Annotated in this window: 12 protein-coding genes, 1 rRNA gene and 1 riboswitch; of the genes, 12 read left to right on the top strand and 1 reads right to left on the bottom strand. The window is 69.3% G+C overall.

Annotation, left to right across the window (positions count from 1 at the left end):
• From rrf to ACGFZQ_RS47545, 11 genes are all read left to right on the top strand, one after another.
• Positions 1-95 (top strand): 5S ribosomal RNA (rrf, locus tag ACGFZQ_RS47595); the annotation flags it as partial.
• Positions 96-207: 112 nt separating this feature from the next.
• A complete protein-coding gene (locus ACGFZQ_RS47590; protein WP_384486635.1) occupies positions 208-816 on the top strand; it encodes a CDP-alcohol phosphatidyltransferase family protein in 609 nt (202 codons plus the stop codon).
• A 116-nt stretch (positions 817-932) separates the two neighbouring features.
• Positions 933-3,428: a sugar phosphate nucleotidyltransferase gene (locus ACGFZQ_RS47585; RefSeq protein WP_393845759.1), complete on the top strand. Its 2,496-nt coding sequence runs from the start codon at positions 933-935 to the stop codon at positions 3,426-3,428.
• Positions 3,429-3,534: 106 nt separating this feature from the next.
• Entirely contained in the window at positions 3,535-4,446 is a 912-nt protein-coding gene (locus ACGFZQ_RS47580) for a DUF881 domain-containing protein (RefSeq protein WP_393845758.1), read from the top strand.
• On the top strand, positions 4,443-4,775 hold the full coding sequence (locus ACGFZQ_RS47575; protein WP_046727248.1) for a small basic family protein: 333 nt from the start codon (positions 4,443-4,445) through the stop codon (positions 4,773-4,775). The genes ACGFZQ_RS47580 and ACGFZQ_RS47575 overlap by 4 nt, the downstream gene beginning before the upstream one ends.
• Before the next feature lie 5 nt (positions 4,776-4,780).
• The gene (locus ACGFZQ_RS47570; RefSeq protein WP_393845757.1) at positions 4,781-5,617 is read left to right on the top strand and encodes a DUF881 domain-containing protein; all 837 of its coding nucleotides are present in this window, start codon (positions 4,781-4,783) and stop codon (positions 5,615-5,617) included.
• A gap of 190 nt (positions 5,618-5,807) precedes the next feature.
• Entirely contained in the window at positions 5,808-6,638 is an 831-nt protein-coding gene (locus ACGFZQ_RS47565) for an FHA domain-containing protein (protein ID WP_351734187.1), read from the top strand.
• 40 nt (positions 6,639-6,678) lie between these two features.
• Positions 6,679-7,416: a MerR family transcriptional regulator gene (locus ACGFZQ_RS47560; protein WP_351734185.1), complete on the top strand. Its 738-nt coding sequence runs from the start codon at positions 6,679-6,681 to the stop codon at positions 7,414-7,416.
• A 91-nt stretch (positions 7,417-7,507) separates the two neighbouring features.
• Positions 7,508-7,981 (top strand): bifunctional nuclease family protein, encoded by a 474-nt coding sequence (locus tag ACGFZQ_RS47555; protein ID WP_026253112.1) that lies wholly within the window; start codon positions 7,508-7,510, stop codon positions 7,979-7,981.
• Between the two features lie 270 nt (positions 7,982-8,251).
• Positions 8,252-8,896: a MerR family transcriptional regulator gene (locus ACGFZQ_RS47550; RefSeq protein WP_393845756.1), complete on the top strand. Its 645-nt coding sequence runs from the start codon at positions 8,252-8,254 to the stop codon at positions 8,894-8,896.
• 112 nt (positions 8,897-9,008) lie between these two features.
• Positions 9,009-10,346 carry a DNA polymerase IV gene (locus tag ACGFZQ_RS47545; protein WP_393845755.1) on the top strand — a complete coding sequence of 446 codons (1,338 nt, stop codon included), beginning with the start codon at positions 9,009-9,011 and terminating at the stop codon, positions 10,344-10,346.
• Between the two features lie 130 nt (positions 10,347-10,476).
• Here ACGFZQ_RS47545 and ACGFZQ_RS47540 read toward each other — a convergent pair whose 3' ends face one another.
• Entirely contained in the window at positions 10,477-10,857 is a 381-nt protein-coding gene (locus tag ACGFZQ_RS47540) for a PRC-barrel domain-containing protein (RefSeq protein ID WP_393845754.1), read from the bottom strand.
• Between the two features lie 114 nt (positions 10,858-10,971).
• Positions 10,972-11,066: riboswitch (glycine riboswitch) on the top strand.
• 174 nt (positions 11,067-11,240) lie between these two features.
• Between ACGFZQ_RS47540 and gcvP the strand changes: the two genes are divergently transcribed.
• On the top strand, positions 11,241-14,126 hold the full coding sequence (gene gcvP / locus ACGFZQ_RS47535) for an aminomethyl-transferring glycine dehydrogenase (protein WP_393845753.1): 2,886 nt from the start codon (positions 11,241-11,243) through the stop codon (positions 14,124-14,126).
• Positions 14,127-14,165 lie beyond the last annotated feature (39 nt).

The raw sequence follows: 14,165 nt of genomic DNA, 5'->3' as shown, positions 1-14,165 counted from the left end.
AAACGCCCGGTTACATTCCGAACCCGGAAGCTAAGCCTTACAGCGCCGATGGTACTGCAGGGGGGACCCTGTGGGAGAGTAGGACACCGCCGAACTCCTTTTAGAGCTCTGGCTCTTGGGCGACAAGCCCAGGAGCCAGAGCTTTTTTGCGTTGAGGTAAGGTCAGGGAGCAAAGTTGGCTCGTTTCCCATCACAGGAGGCCCCCGGGTGGAGGTCCAGGAGACCCGTGTCCAGACGGACCGGGTCCTCACCATCCCGAACATCCTCAGCATGGCGCGTCTCGTCGGCGTACCCGTCTTCCTGTGGTTGATCCTCAGGCCCGAGTTCGGCGGGCCCAAGAGCGACGGCTGGGCGCTGCTGGTGCTCGCCTTCAGCGGCATCAGTGACTACCTGGACGGCAAGCTCGCCCGACGCTGGAACCAGATCAGCAACCTCGGCCGGCTTCTGGACCCCGCCGCGGACCGGCTCTACATCCTGTCGACGCTGGTCGGACTCACCTGGCGTGAGATCCTGCCACTCTGGTTGACGGCCGTACTACTACTCCGCGAACTGGTGCTGCTGGTGATGGTGGGGATTCTCCGGCGGCACGGCTATCCGCCGCCGCAGGTGAACTTCCTTGGCAAGGCAGCCACGTTCAATCTGATGTACGCGTTCCCGCTCCTGCTGCTCAGTGACGGAAGCGGCTGGATCTCGTCACTCGCTGCTATTTTCGGATGGGCGTTCGCCGGATGGGGTACAACGCTCTATTGGTGGGCAGGAGTGCTCTACGTGGTACAGGTCCGCCGTCTGGTTCGTGCGGACGCCACAGCCGATTGAGCTCGGCGATTGTCCGGACGTAGTGGCTCTCGATGGCCCGCGGCGAAAAAGTGCGGGACAATCTGGACGGGTGAAGTCGGCTAGACCGTCATCTCTTAGAGGAGGACGCTTCCGACATGAAGGCCGTAGTGATGGCCGGTGGTGAAGGCACACGCCTTCGCCCCATGACCTCCAGCATGCCCAAGCCGCTCCTTCCGGTGGTGAACCGACCGATCATGGAGCATGTGCTACGGCTGCTCAAAAGGCATGGGCTCACCGAGACCGTCGTCACCGTGCAGTTCCTGGCGTCACTCGTCAAGAACTACTTCGGCGACGGCGAAGAGCTCGGCATGGAGCTCACCTATGCCAATGAGGAGAAGCCACTCGGTACCGCCGGAAGCGTCAAGAACGCCGAAGAGGCGTTGAAGGACGATGCTTTCCTCGTCATCTCCGGCGATGCGCTGACCGACTTCGACCTCACCGAGCTGATCAACTTCCACAAGGCAAAGGGCGCGCTTGTCACGGTCTGCCTGACCCGTGTGCCCAATCCGCTGGAATTCGGCATCACCATCGTCGACGAAGAGGGGAAGGTCGAGCGGTTCCTTGAGAAGCCGACCTGGGGGCAGGTCTTCTCCGACACGGTGAACACGGGCATCTATGTCATGGAGCCCGAGGTATTCGACTATGTCGAGGCCGACGTTCCCGTCGACTGGTCCGGCGATGTCTTCCCGCAATTGATGAAGGAAGGCAAGCCGGTCTACGGCTACATCGCCGAGGGCTACTGGGAGGACGTCGGCACCCACGAGTCGTACGTGAAGGCGCAGGCCGACGTCCTGGAGGGCAAGGTCGACGTCGACATCGACGGCTTCGAGATATCGCCGGGCGTCTGGGTGGCCGAGGGCGCCGAGGTGCACCCGGATGCGGTGCTGCGCGGACCGCTGTACATCGGTGACTACGCCAAGGTCGAGGCCGGCACGGAAATCCGCGAGCACACCGTCGTGGGCTCCAACGTCGTCGTGAAGAGCGGTGCCTTCCTGCACCGGGCCGTGGTGCACGACAACGTCTACGTCGGGCAGCACAGCAATCTGCGGGGCTGTGTCGTCGGGAAGAACACCGACATCATGCGGGCCGCCCGGATCGAGGACGGAGCGGTCATCGGTGACGAGTGCCTGATCGGTGAAGAATCGATCGTGCAGGGCAACGTCCGGGTCTATCCGTTCAAGACCATCGAGGCCGGTGCGTTCGTCAACACGTCCGTGATCTGGGAGTCCCGCGGGCAGGCGCATCTCTTTGGGGCCCGTGGCGTCTCCGGAATCCTGAACGTGGAGATCACGCCGGAGCTGGCCGTACGGCTCGCCGGCGCGTACGCGACCACCCTGAAGAAGGGTTCCACGGTCACCACGGCCCGTGACCACTCCCGGGGTGCCCGTGCGCTCAAGCGTGCGGTCATCTCCGCGCTCCAGGCCAGCGCGATCGACGTACGCGACCTGGAGAACGTGCCCCTGCCGGTGGCACGGCAGCAGACGGCGCGCGGCAGCGCCGGCGGCATCATGATCCGGACCTCGCCCGGGGTGCCCGACTCCGTCGACATCATGTTCTTCGACGGGCAGGGCGCGGACCTCTCGCAGGCCAGCCAGCGCAAGCTGGACCGGATCTTCGCCCGGCAGGAGTACCGGCGTGCGTTCCCCGGTGAGATCGGCGACCTGTACTTCCCGGCGAGTGTCTTCGACTCGTACACGGGTTCGCTGCTGCGGAACGTCGACATCACCGGGATCGCCGAGGCCGGCCTGAAGGTCGTCGTGGACGCTTCCAACGGCAGTGCCGGGCTCGTTCTGCCCAGCCTGCTCGGGAAGCTCGGCGTGGACTCGCTGACCATCAATCCCGGTCTCAACGAGGCCAGGCCCACGGAGACGGCGGATCAGCGGCGGTCGGGGCTGGTGCGCCTCGGCGAGATCGTGGCGTCCTCCGGGGCCGCGTTCGGTGTGCGGTTCGACCCGGTGGGTGAGCGGCTGTCCCTGGTGGACGAGAAGGGCCGCATCATCGAGGACGACCGCGCGCTCCTGGTGATGCTCGACCTGGTGGCAGCCGAGCGGCGTAGCGGCCGTGTGGCGCTTCCGGTCACCACGACCCGGATCGCCGAGCAGGTGGCCGCCTACCACGGCACCCAGGTCGAGTGGACGACCACTTCGCCCGACGACCTCACGCGCGTGGGGCGTGAGGAAGGCACCATCTTCGGTGGTGACGGCAAGGGCGGGTTCATCGTCCCCGAGTTCAGCAGTGTCTACGACGGTACGGCGGCCTTCGTGCGGCTGATCGGCCTGGTGGCGCGGACACAGCTCACGCTCAGCCAGATCGACGCCCGGATCCCGCGGGCGCATGTCCTCAAGCGGGACCTGGCGACCCCGTGGGCTGTCAAGGGCCTGGTCATGCGGCGTGTCGTCGAGGCGGCCGGTGATCGCTTCGTGGACACGACCGACGGGGTGCGGGTCGTCGAGACGGACGGACGCTGGGTGATGGTGCTGCCCGACCCGGCCGAGGCGGTCACCCATCTGTGGGCCGAGGGGCCCGACGACGCCTCCGCGCAGGCGCTGTTGGACGAATGGTCGGCGATCGTGGACAGCGCCGGAAGGTAGATCCGCCGCACGCGCGCGTGCCGGACAAGTGTCCCCGCGGGGGCCTGTCCGGCACGCCGGTGGGGCCGTTCGGAGGTACCGGTCGCAACGTGCGACGATGTGCGGCATGCCGCAGCAACCCCCCGTTCGGAGCAGCGCCACCCGGCCGCAGCGCCCGGACGCCTCCATGTCGTTGATCACCAACGTCATGGACCACAGCCTCGACGACGGGTACGCCGAGGCGGCGGCCCGTAAGCGGGCGCAGGGAGAGGGCGGCGGCATGCCGAAGACCCTCCGGGCCAGGCTGGGCCTCGCCGGCGGTCTGGTGCTCGCGGCCCTGGTGGTGACCGTGGGAGCGGCGCAGGCACGCGTGACGGCCCCTGTCGTGGCCAAGGAGCGCCAGGAGCTCATCGACCGCATCGACCGTGAGACGGCCGCCGCCGACAAACTGGAGACCAATGTCGACAGGCTGCGGGACGACGTCAGCGACCGCCAGCGTGCGGCGCTGAAGGAGAGCGGCGGCAGCGGTCAGGCGGACCTGGTGGGCATCCTGTCGGGTGCCACAGCGGTGCACGGCCCCGGCGTGAAGCTGGTCGTGAACGACGCCAAGGAGGCCTCCTCGGGCGGCGACGGCAGCGACCCGCGGGAGACCTCGGGGTTCTCCGACACCGGCCGGGTGCGCGACCACGACATGCAGCGCGTCGTGAACGGGCTGTGGGCCTCGGGCGCCGAGGCGATCTCCATCAACGGGCAGCGGCTCACCGCCCTGTCCGCGATCAGGGCCGCGGGAGACGCGATACTGGTCGACAACAGGCCGCTGGTACCGCCGTACACGGTGCTGGCGGTGGGGGACGGGGAGAGGCTCAGCTCCAGGTTCCAGGACAGTCCCGACGGGCTGTATCTGCATGCGCTGGAGGAGAACTTCGACATCCGGGCGACGATCTCCACGGAGAGTGACGTCCGGCTGCCCGCCGCACCCAGCGTGATCGTACGTACGGCCCAGCCGTACACCGAGAATACGGAGAAGGGCACATCGTGATCGCCGTACTTGGCCTCGTCGTGGGCGTCGTGGCCGGACTGTTGGTCCGTCCTGAGGTTCCGGCGGTCGTCGAGCCGTATCTGCCGATCGCCGTGGTCGCGGCGCTCGACGCCGTCTTCGGCGGGCTGCGGGCCATGCTCGACGGGATCTTCGACGACAAGGTCTTCGTGGTGTCGTTCCTGTCCAACGTGGTGGTGGCCGCGCTGATCGTGTTCCTGGGCGACAAGTTGGGTGTGGGCTCGCAGCTGTCCACGGGTGTCGTCGTGGTCCTCGGTATCCGTATCTTCTCCAACGCCGCGGCGATCCGACGGCATGTCTTCCGGGCGTGAGTGGCATGAGCGAGCACGAGAAGCGGCCGGAGCACGGGCTGCGCAGAGAACTGCCGGACGAGGTGCCCGCCGCGGCACCGGAGACCGGATCCCCGGCCGAGTCGAAGCCGGAGGCCGGGCTGACCGGCCGCCGGCGGCTGGCCCAGGGGCTGTGGCCGCCGCGGGTCAGCCGGGCCCAACTGATCGTCGCCGTGCTGCTGTTCGGGCTCGGATTCGGGCTCGCCGTGCAGGTGGCGTCGAACAGCGACAGTGACAGCGCGTTGCGCGGGGCCCGCCAGGAGGATCTTGTTCGGATCCTCGATGAACTGGACGACCGTACTCAGCGTCTTGAGGACGAGAAGACAGGACTTGAAAAGCAGCGCCAGGAGTTGCAGAGCAGCTCCGACCAGGCGGCGGAGGCACGCAGGCAGACGGCCGAGAAGGAGAGGCAACTCGGCATTCTGGCGGGCACCGTGGCGGCGCAGGGTCCTGGCATCACGATGACGGTCGACGACCCGAAGGGGACGGTACAGGCGGACATGCTGCTCGACGCGATCCAGGAGTTGCGTGCGGCCGGCGCGGAGGCGATCCAGGTCAACGGGGTGCGAGTGATCTCCGGCACCTACCTCACCGACTCCGGGAAGAGTGTGAGCGTCGACGGGAACAAGATCACCCAGCCCTACGTTTTCAAGGTGATCGGCAAGCCGCAGGATCTCGAACCGGCTCTCAACATCCCCGGAGGCGTGGTGCAGACCCTGGAGAAGGAGCAGGCGACTGTGACCGTCGAGCGGTCGACCAAGATCGTGGTGGATGCCTTGCGACCGGCGAAGCAGCCTGACTACGCTCGGTCGTCCTCACAGTGAACCGGCGGTGCATGCTGGACGTCCGGCGGGGGCATGAGGATGCGGGGGGTCGGCGCACCGGGGAGCCGGTGCGTGGTGGAAACTGTCTGGTGGATACGGACGTTGTGTGGTTGTCCGGGTCGGCCGGTTTATTCAGTCAGGGTTCGTCCTGCCCCACGGGCGGGTCTGTTTCGGTCAAGGGGAATCGCCCGTGAAGTTGTTTTCGAAGTTGTTCGGCAAGAGCACGCGAGAGGGTAGCGACAACGCGACCGCTCGCCATCGCGCACAGCCCGACGCGGACGGTCAGCGCCCGCTGTTCCGGGATCAGGTGGCTGGTCCGGGGGGTGACATTTCGGGAGGTCAGGGCGCGCGGTCAGTTGACCCGTCGCAGTCCGGCGGCATAGGTTTCGGGCAACCGTCAACCTCAGGTGCGGGTGGAGGGTTTACCTCCGACCCGTACGCGTCCAACGCCCCGGCGGGGCAGCCGCGGCAGGAGGATCCGTCCATGTCGGCCCTGGTTTGTACGAGGTGCGGTAACCGCAACGCGGAGAACGCCCGCTTCTGTTCCAACTGTGGTGCCCCGTTGCGCGCGGGCGCCGTGCCCGAGCGGGCGTCGGAGACGACGTCCACGATCTCGATCTCCGGCCTGGAGGCCTACGACGCCGAGGTCACCGGCCAGACCCAGGCGCCGGCGCTCTCGCCCGAGGCGCAGGCGGCCGTCGACGCGCTGCCGCTGGGCTCCGCGCTGCTGGTCGTGCGCCGTGGCCCGAACTCGGGCAGCCGCTTCCTGCTGGACAGCGACCTGACCACGGCCGGCCGTCACCCGCAGAGCGACATCTTCCTGGACGACGTGACGGTCTCGCGCCGCCATGTGGAGTTCCGCCGCCAGCCGGACGGCTCGTTCACGGTGGCCGACGTGGGCAGCCTCAACGGCACGTACGTCAACCGGGAGCGCATCGACCAGGTCGCTCTGTCGAACGGTGACGAGGTCCAGATCGGCAAGTACCGGCTGGTCTTCTACGCGAGCCGGCAGGGCATCTGACCCTCCGGACCTCGTCCGGGGATCCCAGGGAAGAAGGCCCATGCTGCACACACCGAGCGGCGGTACCGGTCACGGCACCGCCGCCACGGAATCCGGGCTGATGAGCATCGGCACGGTGCTGAACGTGCTGCGCGACGAGTTCCCCGAAGTCACCATCTCCAAGATCCGGTTCCTGGAGTCGGAGGGGCTGATCGAGCCCCGCCGGACCCCGTCCGGGTACCGCAAGTTCAGCGCCGGGGACGTGGAGCGGCTCGGGCACGTCCTGAGGATGCAGCGGGACCACTATCTGCCGCTGAAGGTCATCCGGGAGTACCTGGACGCCATGGAGCGCGGTGAGGCCGTCCAGCTGCCCGTGCTGGGACGGCAGCGGGACGGCGAGGCGGTCCCGATGGTCGCCGAGGCGCCCACGGTGGCGCGGATCGGCCGGGACGAACTGCTCGCGGCCGCCGAGATCGACGAGAACTGCCTGGCGGAGTGGGAGTCGTACGGGCTGCTCGCTCCCCTGGAGGACGGCGTGTACGACGCCGAGGCGGTCACCGTGGCCGCGCTCGTGACCGAGCTGGGCCGGTTCGGGATCGAGCCGCGCCATCTGCGGGTGATGAAGGCTGCCGCCGACCGTGAGGCAGGTCTGGTGGACCAGGTGGTGGCCCCGCTCAAGCGGCACCGCAATCCGCAGACCAGGGCCCATGCCGAGGCCCGTACGAAGGAGCTGGCGGCGCTCACGGTGAGGTTGCACGCCGCACTGGTGCAGACCGCGCTCGGGGTGCGGCTGCCGTGACCATCGTGACAGGACCCGGGCGGAGGCCGGATCGGGCGCGCGTTCCGGGCCCGACTACCCAAACGTCCCGGGCACGGCCTAGGGTTGCTGTGTGAACGAGCTCGATGTCGTAGGTGTCCGGGTGGAAATGCCCTCCAACCAACCGATCGTGCTCCTGCGCGAAGTGGGAGGCGACCGTTACCTCCCCATCTGGATCGGGCCGGGGGAGGCGACGGCGATCGCGTTCGCCCAGCAGGGCATGGCCCCTGCGCGGCCGCTGACCCACGACCTGTTCAAGGACGTGCTGGAGGCCGTCGGCCAGGAGCTCACCGAAGTACGCATCACGGACCTGCGTGAGGGCGTTTTCTACGCGGAGCTGGTCTTCGCCAGCGGCGTCGAGGTGAGCGCCCGTCCGTCCGACGCCATAGCGCTGGCGCTGCGCACCGGAACGCCGATCTACGGGAGCGACACGGTGCTGGACGACGCGGGCATCGCGATCCCGGACGAGCAGGAGGACGAGGTGGAGAAGTTCCGCGAGTTCCTCGACCAGATCTCGCCCGAGGACTTCGGCACCAGCAGCCAGTGAGGGACCGGAACGGCCCGTCACCCACCCATCAGAGGCCGGTGACGGGCCGGTTCACGGCTGGTCGGGCTCGAAACTCATGGGCAATTGCCAGCGGCCATTGAGAGCGTCCTACGGCTTCCCGCCAGAGCATTCGGCTAGCCTTTCCCCGCGGTGGGACACGGGAAACCACTCCTAGGGTGATTATCACTCGGCGTGCCGAGTGTGGCGATCGTTGACGCACCCCTGGTGACTGCCTACCGTCGAGAAGGCAGGTCAAGGACGGAGGTCGGCGTGAGAAGCAGCGGCGACGGTACGGCTGGGGGTGCCCCGGGACGCGGTCTCGGGGAGAGCGGTGCGTACCGGCCTCACGGCAGCACTGCCGGTCACGCTCCGCAGCGGCCGGCGGCAGTGCCGAGCGGCGGAGGGGCGGCGTCCATGACGACCGAGGAGATCGGCTACCGGGGGCCCACGGCCTGTGCGGCGGCCGGCATCACCTACCGGCAACTCGACTACTGGGCCCGCACCGGCCTGGTCGAGCCCAGCGTGCGGGCCGCCTACGGGTCGGGCACCCAGCGTCTGTACAGCTTCCGGGACGTCGTCGTCCTGAAGATCGTCAAGCGGTTCCTGGACACCGGGGTGTCCCTGCAGAACATCCGCACCGCCGTCCAGCACCTGAGGGAGCGCGGTTTCCGCGACCTCGAGCGCATGACCCTCATGAGCGACGGCGCCACGGTCTACGAGTGCACCTCGCCCGACGAGGTCCACGCCCTGCTCCAGGGCGGCCAGGGCATCTTCGGGATCGCGGTCGGCGTGGTCTGGCGGGACGTGGAAAGCGCGCTCTCCCAGCTGCACGGCGAGCGGGTCGACACCGGCGAGACCCTGATCGGGCCCAACCCGGCCGACGAGCTGGCCCGGCGCCGCAACCGGGCGGTCTGACGCCCGGCCCGACCCCTCCTGCATCTCCTGAGCGGAATCTCCTGCCCTTTGTGATGCCCCGGCACGGTTCTGTGCCGGGGCATTGTCAGTGGCGTGGTGCAGCATCGGAGATGTGAGAAACGCGCCCACGATCCTGCATCTCGACATGGATGCCTTCTACGCCTCGGTGGAGCAGGCATCCAAGCCGAGTCTGCGCGGGAAGGCCGTGGTCGTGGGCGGGCTCGGACCGCGCGGTGTGGTGGCCACCGCGTCGTACGAGGCCCGGGTGTTCGGGGTGCACTCCGCGATGCCGATGGCACAGGCGCGCAGGCTGGCGCCGAACGCCGCGTATCTGGTGCCGCGCTTCGGGCTGTACCGGTCGATCAGCGAGCAGGTGATGGCGCTGCTGCACGAGCTGTCGCCGCTGGTGGAGCCGCTGAGCCTGGACGAGGCGTTCGTGGACCTGGAGGCGGGTGAGGTGGCCTGGGACGCGGGGGCGGCGCGCTTGGCGGGGGAGAAGCTGCGCGCGGACATACGGGCCGCCACGGGGCTCGCCGGGTCGGTCGGGCTCGCCGCCTCCAAGATGCTCGCGAAGATCGCCTCCGAGCAGGCCAAGCCGGACGGGCTGGTGCTGATCGAGCCGGGCACGGAGCGGGCGATGCTCGGGCCGATGCCGGTGCGGACCCTGCCGGGCGTGGGGCCGGCGACGGGGGACCATCTGCGGCGGGCCGGGATCACCACGGTCGACGAGATCGCCGAGGCGGGGGAGGACGAGCTGGTACGGCTGCTGGGCAAGGCCCACGGGCACGCGCTGCACGCGATGGCGCTGGCGCACGACGAACGGCCCGTGGTCGCCGAGCGGGAGACCAAGTCGGTCTCCGTCGAGGACACCTATGACGTGGACATCCATGACCGGATGCGGGTGGGGATGGAGGTGCAGCGGCTGGCCGACCGGTGTGTGCGCAGGCTTCGGGCGGCCGGGCTGTCCGGGCGGACCATCGTGCTGAAGGTCCGGCGGTACGACTTCTCGACGCTCACCCGGTCGGAGACGCTCAGAGGGCCGACCGACGACCCGGCGGTGGTGCGGGAGGCGGCCGCGCGGTTGCTGGACTCGGTGGACACGACGGGCGGCGTCCGGTTGCTGGGCGTGGGCGTGTCGGGGCTCGCCGACTACACCCAGGAGGATCTGTTCGCGCAGGCGGCGGGGGAGGCGGCGGAGATCCTGGCGGAGGAGGACGCGGCCGAGCCGGTCGCCGAGCGGGAGGTGGTGGTCGCTGAGCGGAGATGGCCCGCGGGGCATGACGTCCGGCATGCCGAGTACGGACACGGATGGGTGCAGGGGAGTGGGCTGGGGAGGGTGACGGTGCGGTTCGAGACGCCGGGGGCGGTGGAGCCGGGGCGGGTGCGGACGTTTCGGGTGGATGATCCTGAGCTGGCGCCGGTGGATCCGTTGCCGCTGGTACCGGGGTGACGACCGACGGTGCGTGCGGGCCGGTGGGGGCTGATCGCGCAGTCCCCCGCGCCCCTTACGGGGCGCTGAGGCCGCCGTTCTTCCCCAGCAGCGGCACCCGCCAACGCCGGTAAGCGACCCCGACCCACGATCAGGCCCCCGCGTCCTCCGTTCCCGCCAGTTTGCCGAAGTCGTGGTCCGGGTGGTCGGGGGGTGGGGCGGTCGTGTCCAGGCCGTAGTGGTGGTAGAGCTGGAGTTCCTGCTCGGGGGACAGGTGGCGGCCCACTCCGAAATCGGGGGCGTCCTTGATCAGGGCGCGCTCGAAGGGGACCTGCAGCGTGCCCTCGATCAGCTCGCTGGGCTCCAGGGGCACGAAGGCATCCCGGGAGAACAGGCCGGTGCGTATGGCCGCCCACTCCGGCACGCCGGTCGCGTCGTCGAGGTAGACCTCGTCGATCGTGCCGATCTTCGTGCCGTTGCGGTCGAACGCCTTGCGGCCGATCAGGTTGCGCGGATCGATGTCGGTCTGCACGGGCCCTCCACTTGGTCGCAACTCATCCGTAAGCACTACAAAAGAGCACATTGAACGAGGCGGCCACTCGAAGACCCGTGCGTTGCCCTCGCTGGTAGGCTGGCAAGCGGCTGCTGACCCCGTGCGGGAGAGTCCTCCGGACAGACCGGAGGCGCCGAAGGAGCAAATCCTCCCCGGAATCTCTCAGGCTCACGTACCGCACGGACGAGGTCACTCTGGAAAGCAGGGTGGGCGTCGACGACGTCCGCTCTCACCGACGGTGAAAGCCGGATCCCCTGGGCGTCCGGCGAAGCTCTCAGGTTGAGATGACAGAGGGGGAGGCCGTCGGGGTGCCCGTGCCGGGGTACCCCTCGAAGGTCGCGTCAGACCAGGAGGCCTCCGCAATGACCGCCCAGCGTGTTCCGCTCTCCGAGCTCGAACAGGGAATCCCCTTCGAGCAGCGCCATATCGGGCCCGACCACGAGGCCCGGGCCAAGATGCTCGCCCAGGTCGGGTACGGCTCGCTCGACGAGCTGACCGCGGCCGCCGTGCCGGACGTCATCAAGAACGCCGACACCCTGGAGCTGCCGGGCGCGCGCACCGAGGCCGAGGTGCTGGCCGAGCTGCGGTCGCTGGCCGACCGGAACCAGGTGCTCGACTCGATGATCGGGCTGGGCTACTACGGCACCTTCACGCCGCCCGTCATCCTGCGCAACGTGATGGAGAACCCCGCCTGGTACACGGCCTACACGCCGTACCAGCCGGAGATCTCCCAGGGGCGGCTGGAAGCCCTGCTGAACTTCCAGACCATGGTCGCCGACCTCACCGGGCTGCCCACCTCCGGTGCCTCGCTGCTCGACGAGGGCACGGCCGCCGCCGAGGCCATGGCCCTGTCGCTGCGCATGGGCAAGAACAAGAAGGGCGTCTTCGTCATCGACGCGGACGTCCTGCCGCAGACCGTCGCCGTGATCCGGACCCGGGCCGAACCGACCGGGGTCGAGGTCGTCGTCGCGGACCTGAGCGACGGGATTCCGGCGGACCTCGCCGCCCGTGAGATCAACGGCGTGCTCGTCCAGTACCCCGGCGCATCCGGTGCCGTAAGCGACATCAGGCCGCTCGTCGAGCAGGCGCACGAGCTGGGCGCGCTGGTCACCGTCGCCGCCGATCTGCTCGCGCTGACCCTGTTGACCTCGCCGGGCGAGCTGGGCGCCGACATCGCCGTCGGGACGACCCAGCGGTTCGGTGTGCCGATGGGCTTCGGCGGGCCGCACGCGGGCTACATGGCGGTGCGGGAGAAGTTCGCGCGCAGCCTGCCCGGCCGGCTCGTGGGCGTGTCCGTGGACGCCGACGGGCACAAGGCCTACCGGCTCGCGCTGCAGACCCGTGAACAGCACATCCGCCGTGAGAAGGCCACCAGCAACATCTGCACCGCGCAGGTGCTGCTCGCCGTGATGGCCGGCATGTACGCCGTCTACCACGGGCCCGAGGGGCTGCGGGCCATCGCCCTGCGGACCCACCGCTACGCCACGATCCTGGCCGCCGGGCTCAGGGCCGGCGGGGTCGAGGTCGTGCACGGCGCCTACTTCGACACCCTCACCGCGCGGGTGCCCGGCAAGGCCGCCGAGATCGTCGCCACCGCCCGGCAGAGCGGCGTCAACCTGCGGCTCGTGGACGCCGACCACGTCTCCATGGCCTGCGACGAGACCACCGCGCGGGCCCAGCTGGGTGCCGTGTGGACGGCGTTCGGGGTCGAGGGCGACGTCGAGGCGCTGGACGCGGTCGCCGAGGACACGCTGCCCGAGGCGCTGCTGCGCGAGGACGGCTACCTCGCTCACCCGGTCTTCCACGAGCACCGCTCCGAGACCGCGATGCTGCGCTACCTGCGCCGGCTCGCCGACCGGGACTACGCGCTGGACCGGGGCATGATCCCGCTGGGCTCCTGCACCATGAAGCTCAACGCGACCACCGAGATGGAGCCGGTCACCTGGCCCGAGTTCGGTCAGCTGCACCCCTTCGCGCCCGCCGAGCAGGCGCAGGGCTATCTGACGCTCATCCGTGAGCTGGAGGAGCGGCTCGCCGAGGTCACGGGCTACGACAAGGTGTCGCTCCAGCCCAATGCCGGGTCGCAGGGCGAGCTGGCCGGGCTGCTCGCCGTACGCGCGTACCACCGTGCCAACGGCGACGAGCAGCGCACGGTGTGCCTGATCCCGTCCTCCGCGCACGGCACCAACGCCGCCAGTGCCGTCATGGCCGGGATGAAGGTCGTCGTCGTGAAGACCGCCGAGGACGGCGAGGTCGACGTCGAGGACCTGCGGGCGAAGATCGAGCAGCATCGCGACCAGCTCGCCGTGCTGATGATCACCTACCCGTCCACGCACGGCGTGTTCGAGGAGCACGTCGCGGACATCTGCGGTCAGGTGCACGAGGCCGGCGGCCAGGTGTACGTCGACGGGGCCAACCTCAACGCCCTGGTCGGGGTCGCCAAGCCCGGGCACTTCGGCGGCGACGTCTCGCACCTCAACCTGCACAAGACCTTCTGCATCCCGCACGGCGGCGGCGGTCCGGGGGTCGGTCCGGTGGCCGTACGGGCCCACCTGGCGCCGTACCTGCCGAACCACCCGCTTCAGCCGGCCGCCGGGCCGGCGACCGGGGTCGGGCCGATCTCGGCCGCGCCGTGGGGCTCCGCGGGGATCCTGCCGATCTCGTGGGCGTACGTCCGGCTGATGGGCGGCGAGGGGCTGAAGCGCGCCACCCAGGTGGCCGTGCTCAGCGCCAACTACATCGCCAAGCGGCTGGAGCCGCACTACCCCGTGCTCTACACCGGTCCCGGCGGGCTGGTCGCGCACGAGTGCATCATCGACCTGCGGCCGCTGACCAAGGCGACCGGCGTGAGCGTCGACGATGTCGCCAAGCGGCTCATCGACTACGGGTTCCACGCGCCGACGATGTCCTTCCCGGTGGCCGGCACGCTGATGATCGAGCCGACCGAGTCCGAGGACCTCGGCGAGCTGGACCGGTTCTGCGAGGCGATGATCGCCATCCGGGCGGAGATCGACAAGGTCGGGGCGGGCGAGTGGCCCGCCGAGGACAACCCGCTGCGGGGTGCTCCGCACACGGCCGCCGCGCTCGGCGGGGAGTGGGAGCACGCGTACTCGCGTGCGGAGGCCGTCTTCCCGGCCGGGGTGTCCGCCGCCGACAAGTACTGGCCGCCGGTGCGCCGGATCGACCAGGCCTACGGAGACCGGAACCTGGTGTGCTCGTGCCCGCCGCTGGACGTCTACGAGGACTGATCCGCGGTACGACACGCCGACAGAGGCCCCGCTTCGGCG

Source organism: Streptomyces sp. NPDC048254, from assembly GCF_043201895.1.
GTDB lineage: Bacteria > Actinomycetota > Actinomycetes > Streptomycetales > Streptomycetaceae > Streptomyces.
Note: the sequence above shows the minus strand (reverse complement) of the source record. Positions and strands in the feature narration are given on the sequence as shown.

Bases quoted from the DNA above. Each gene is read 5' to 3' on its own strand.
- ACGFZQ_RS47570 (WP_393845757.1), top strand. From the start codon at position 4,781: ATGAGCGAGCACGAGAAGCGGCCGGAGCACGGGCTGCGCAGAGAACTG.
- gcvP (WP_393845753.1), top strand. From the start codon at position 11,241: ATGACCGCCCAGCGTGTTCCGCTCTCCGAGCTCGAACAGGGAATCCCC.
- ACGFZQ_RS47560 (WP_351734185.1), top strand. From the start codon at position 6,679: ATGCTGCACACACCGAGCGGCGGTACCGGTCACGGCACCGCCGCCACG.
- ACGFZQ_RS47585 (WP_393845759.1), top strand. From the start codon at position 933: ATGAAGGCCGTAGTGATGGCCGGTGGTGAAGGCACACGCCTTCGCCCC.
- ACGFZQ_RS47580 (WP_393845758.1), top strand. From the start codon at position 3,535: ATGCCGCAGCAACCCCCCGTTCGGAGCAGCGCCACCCGGCCGCAGCGC.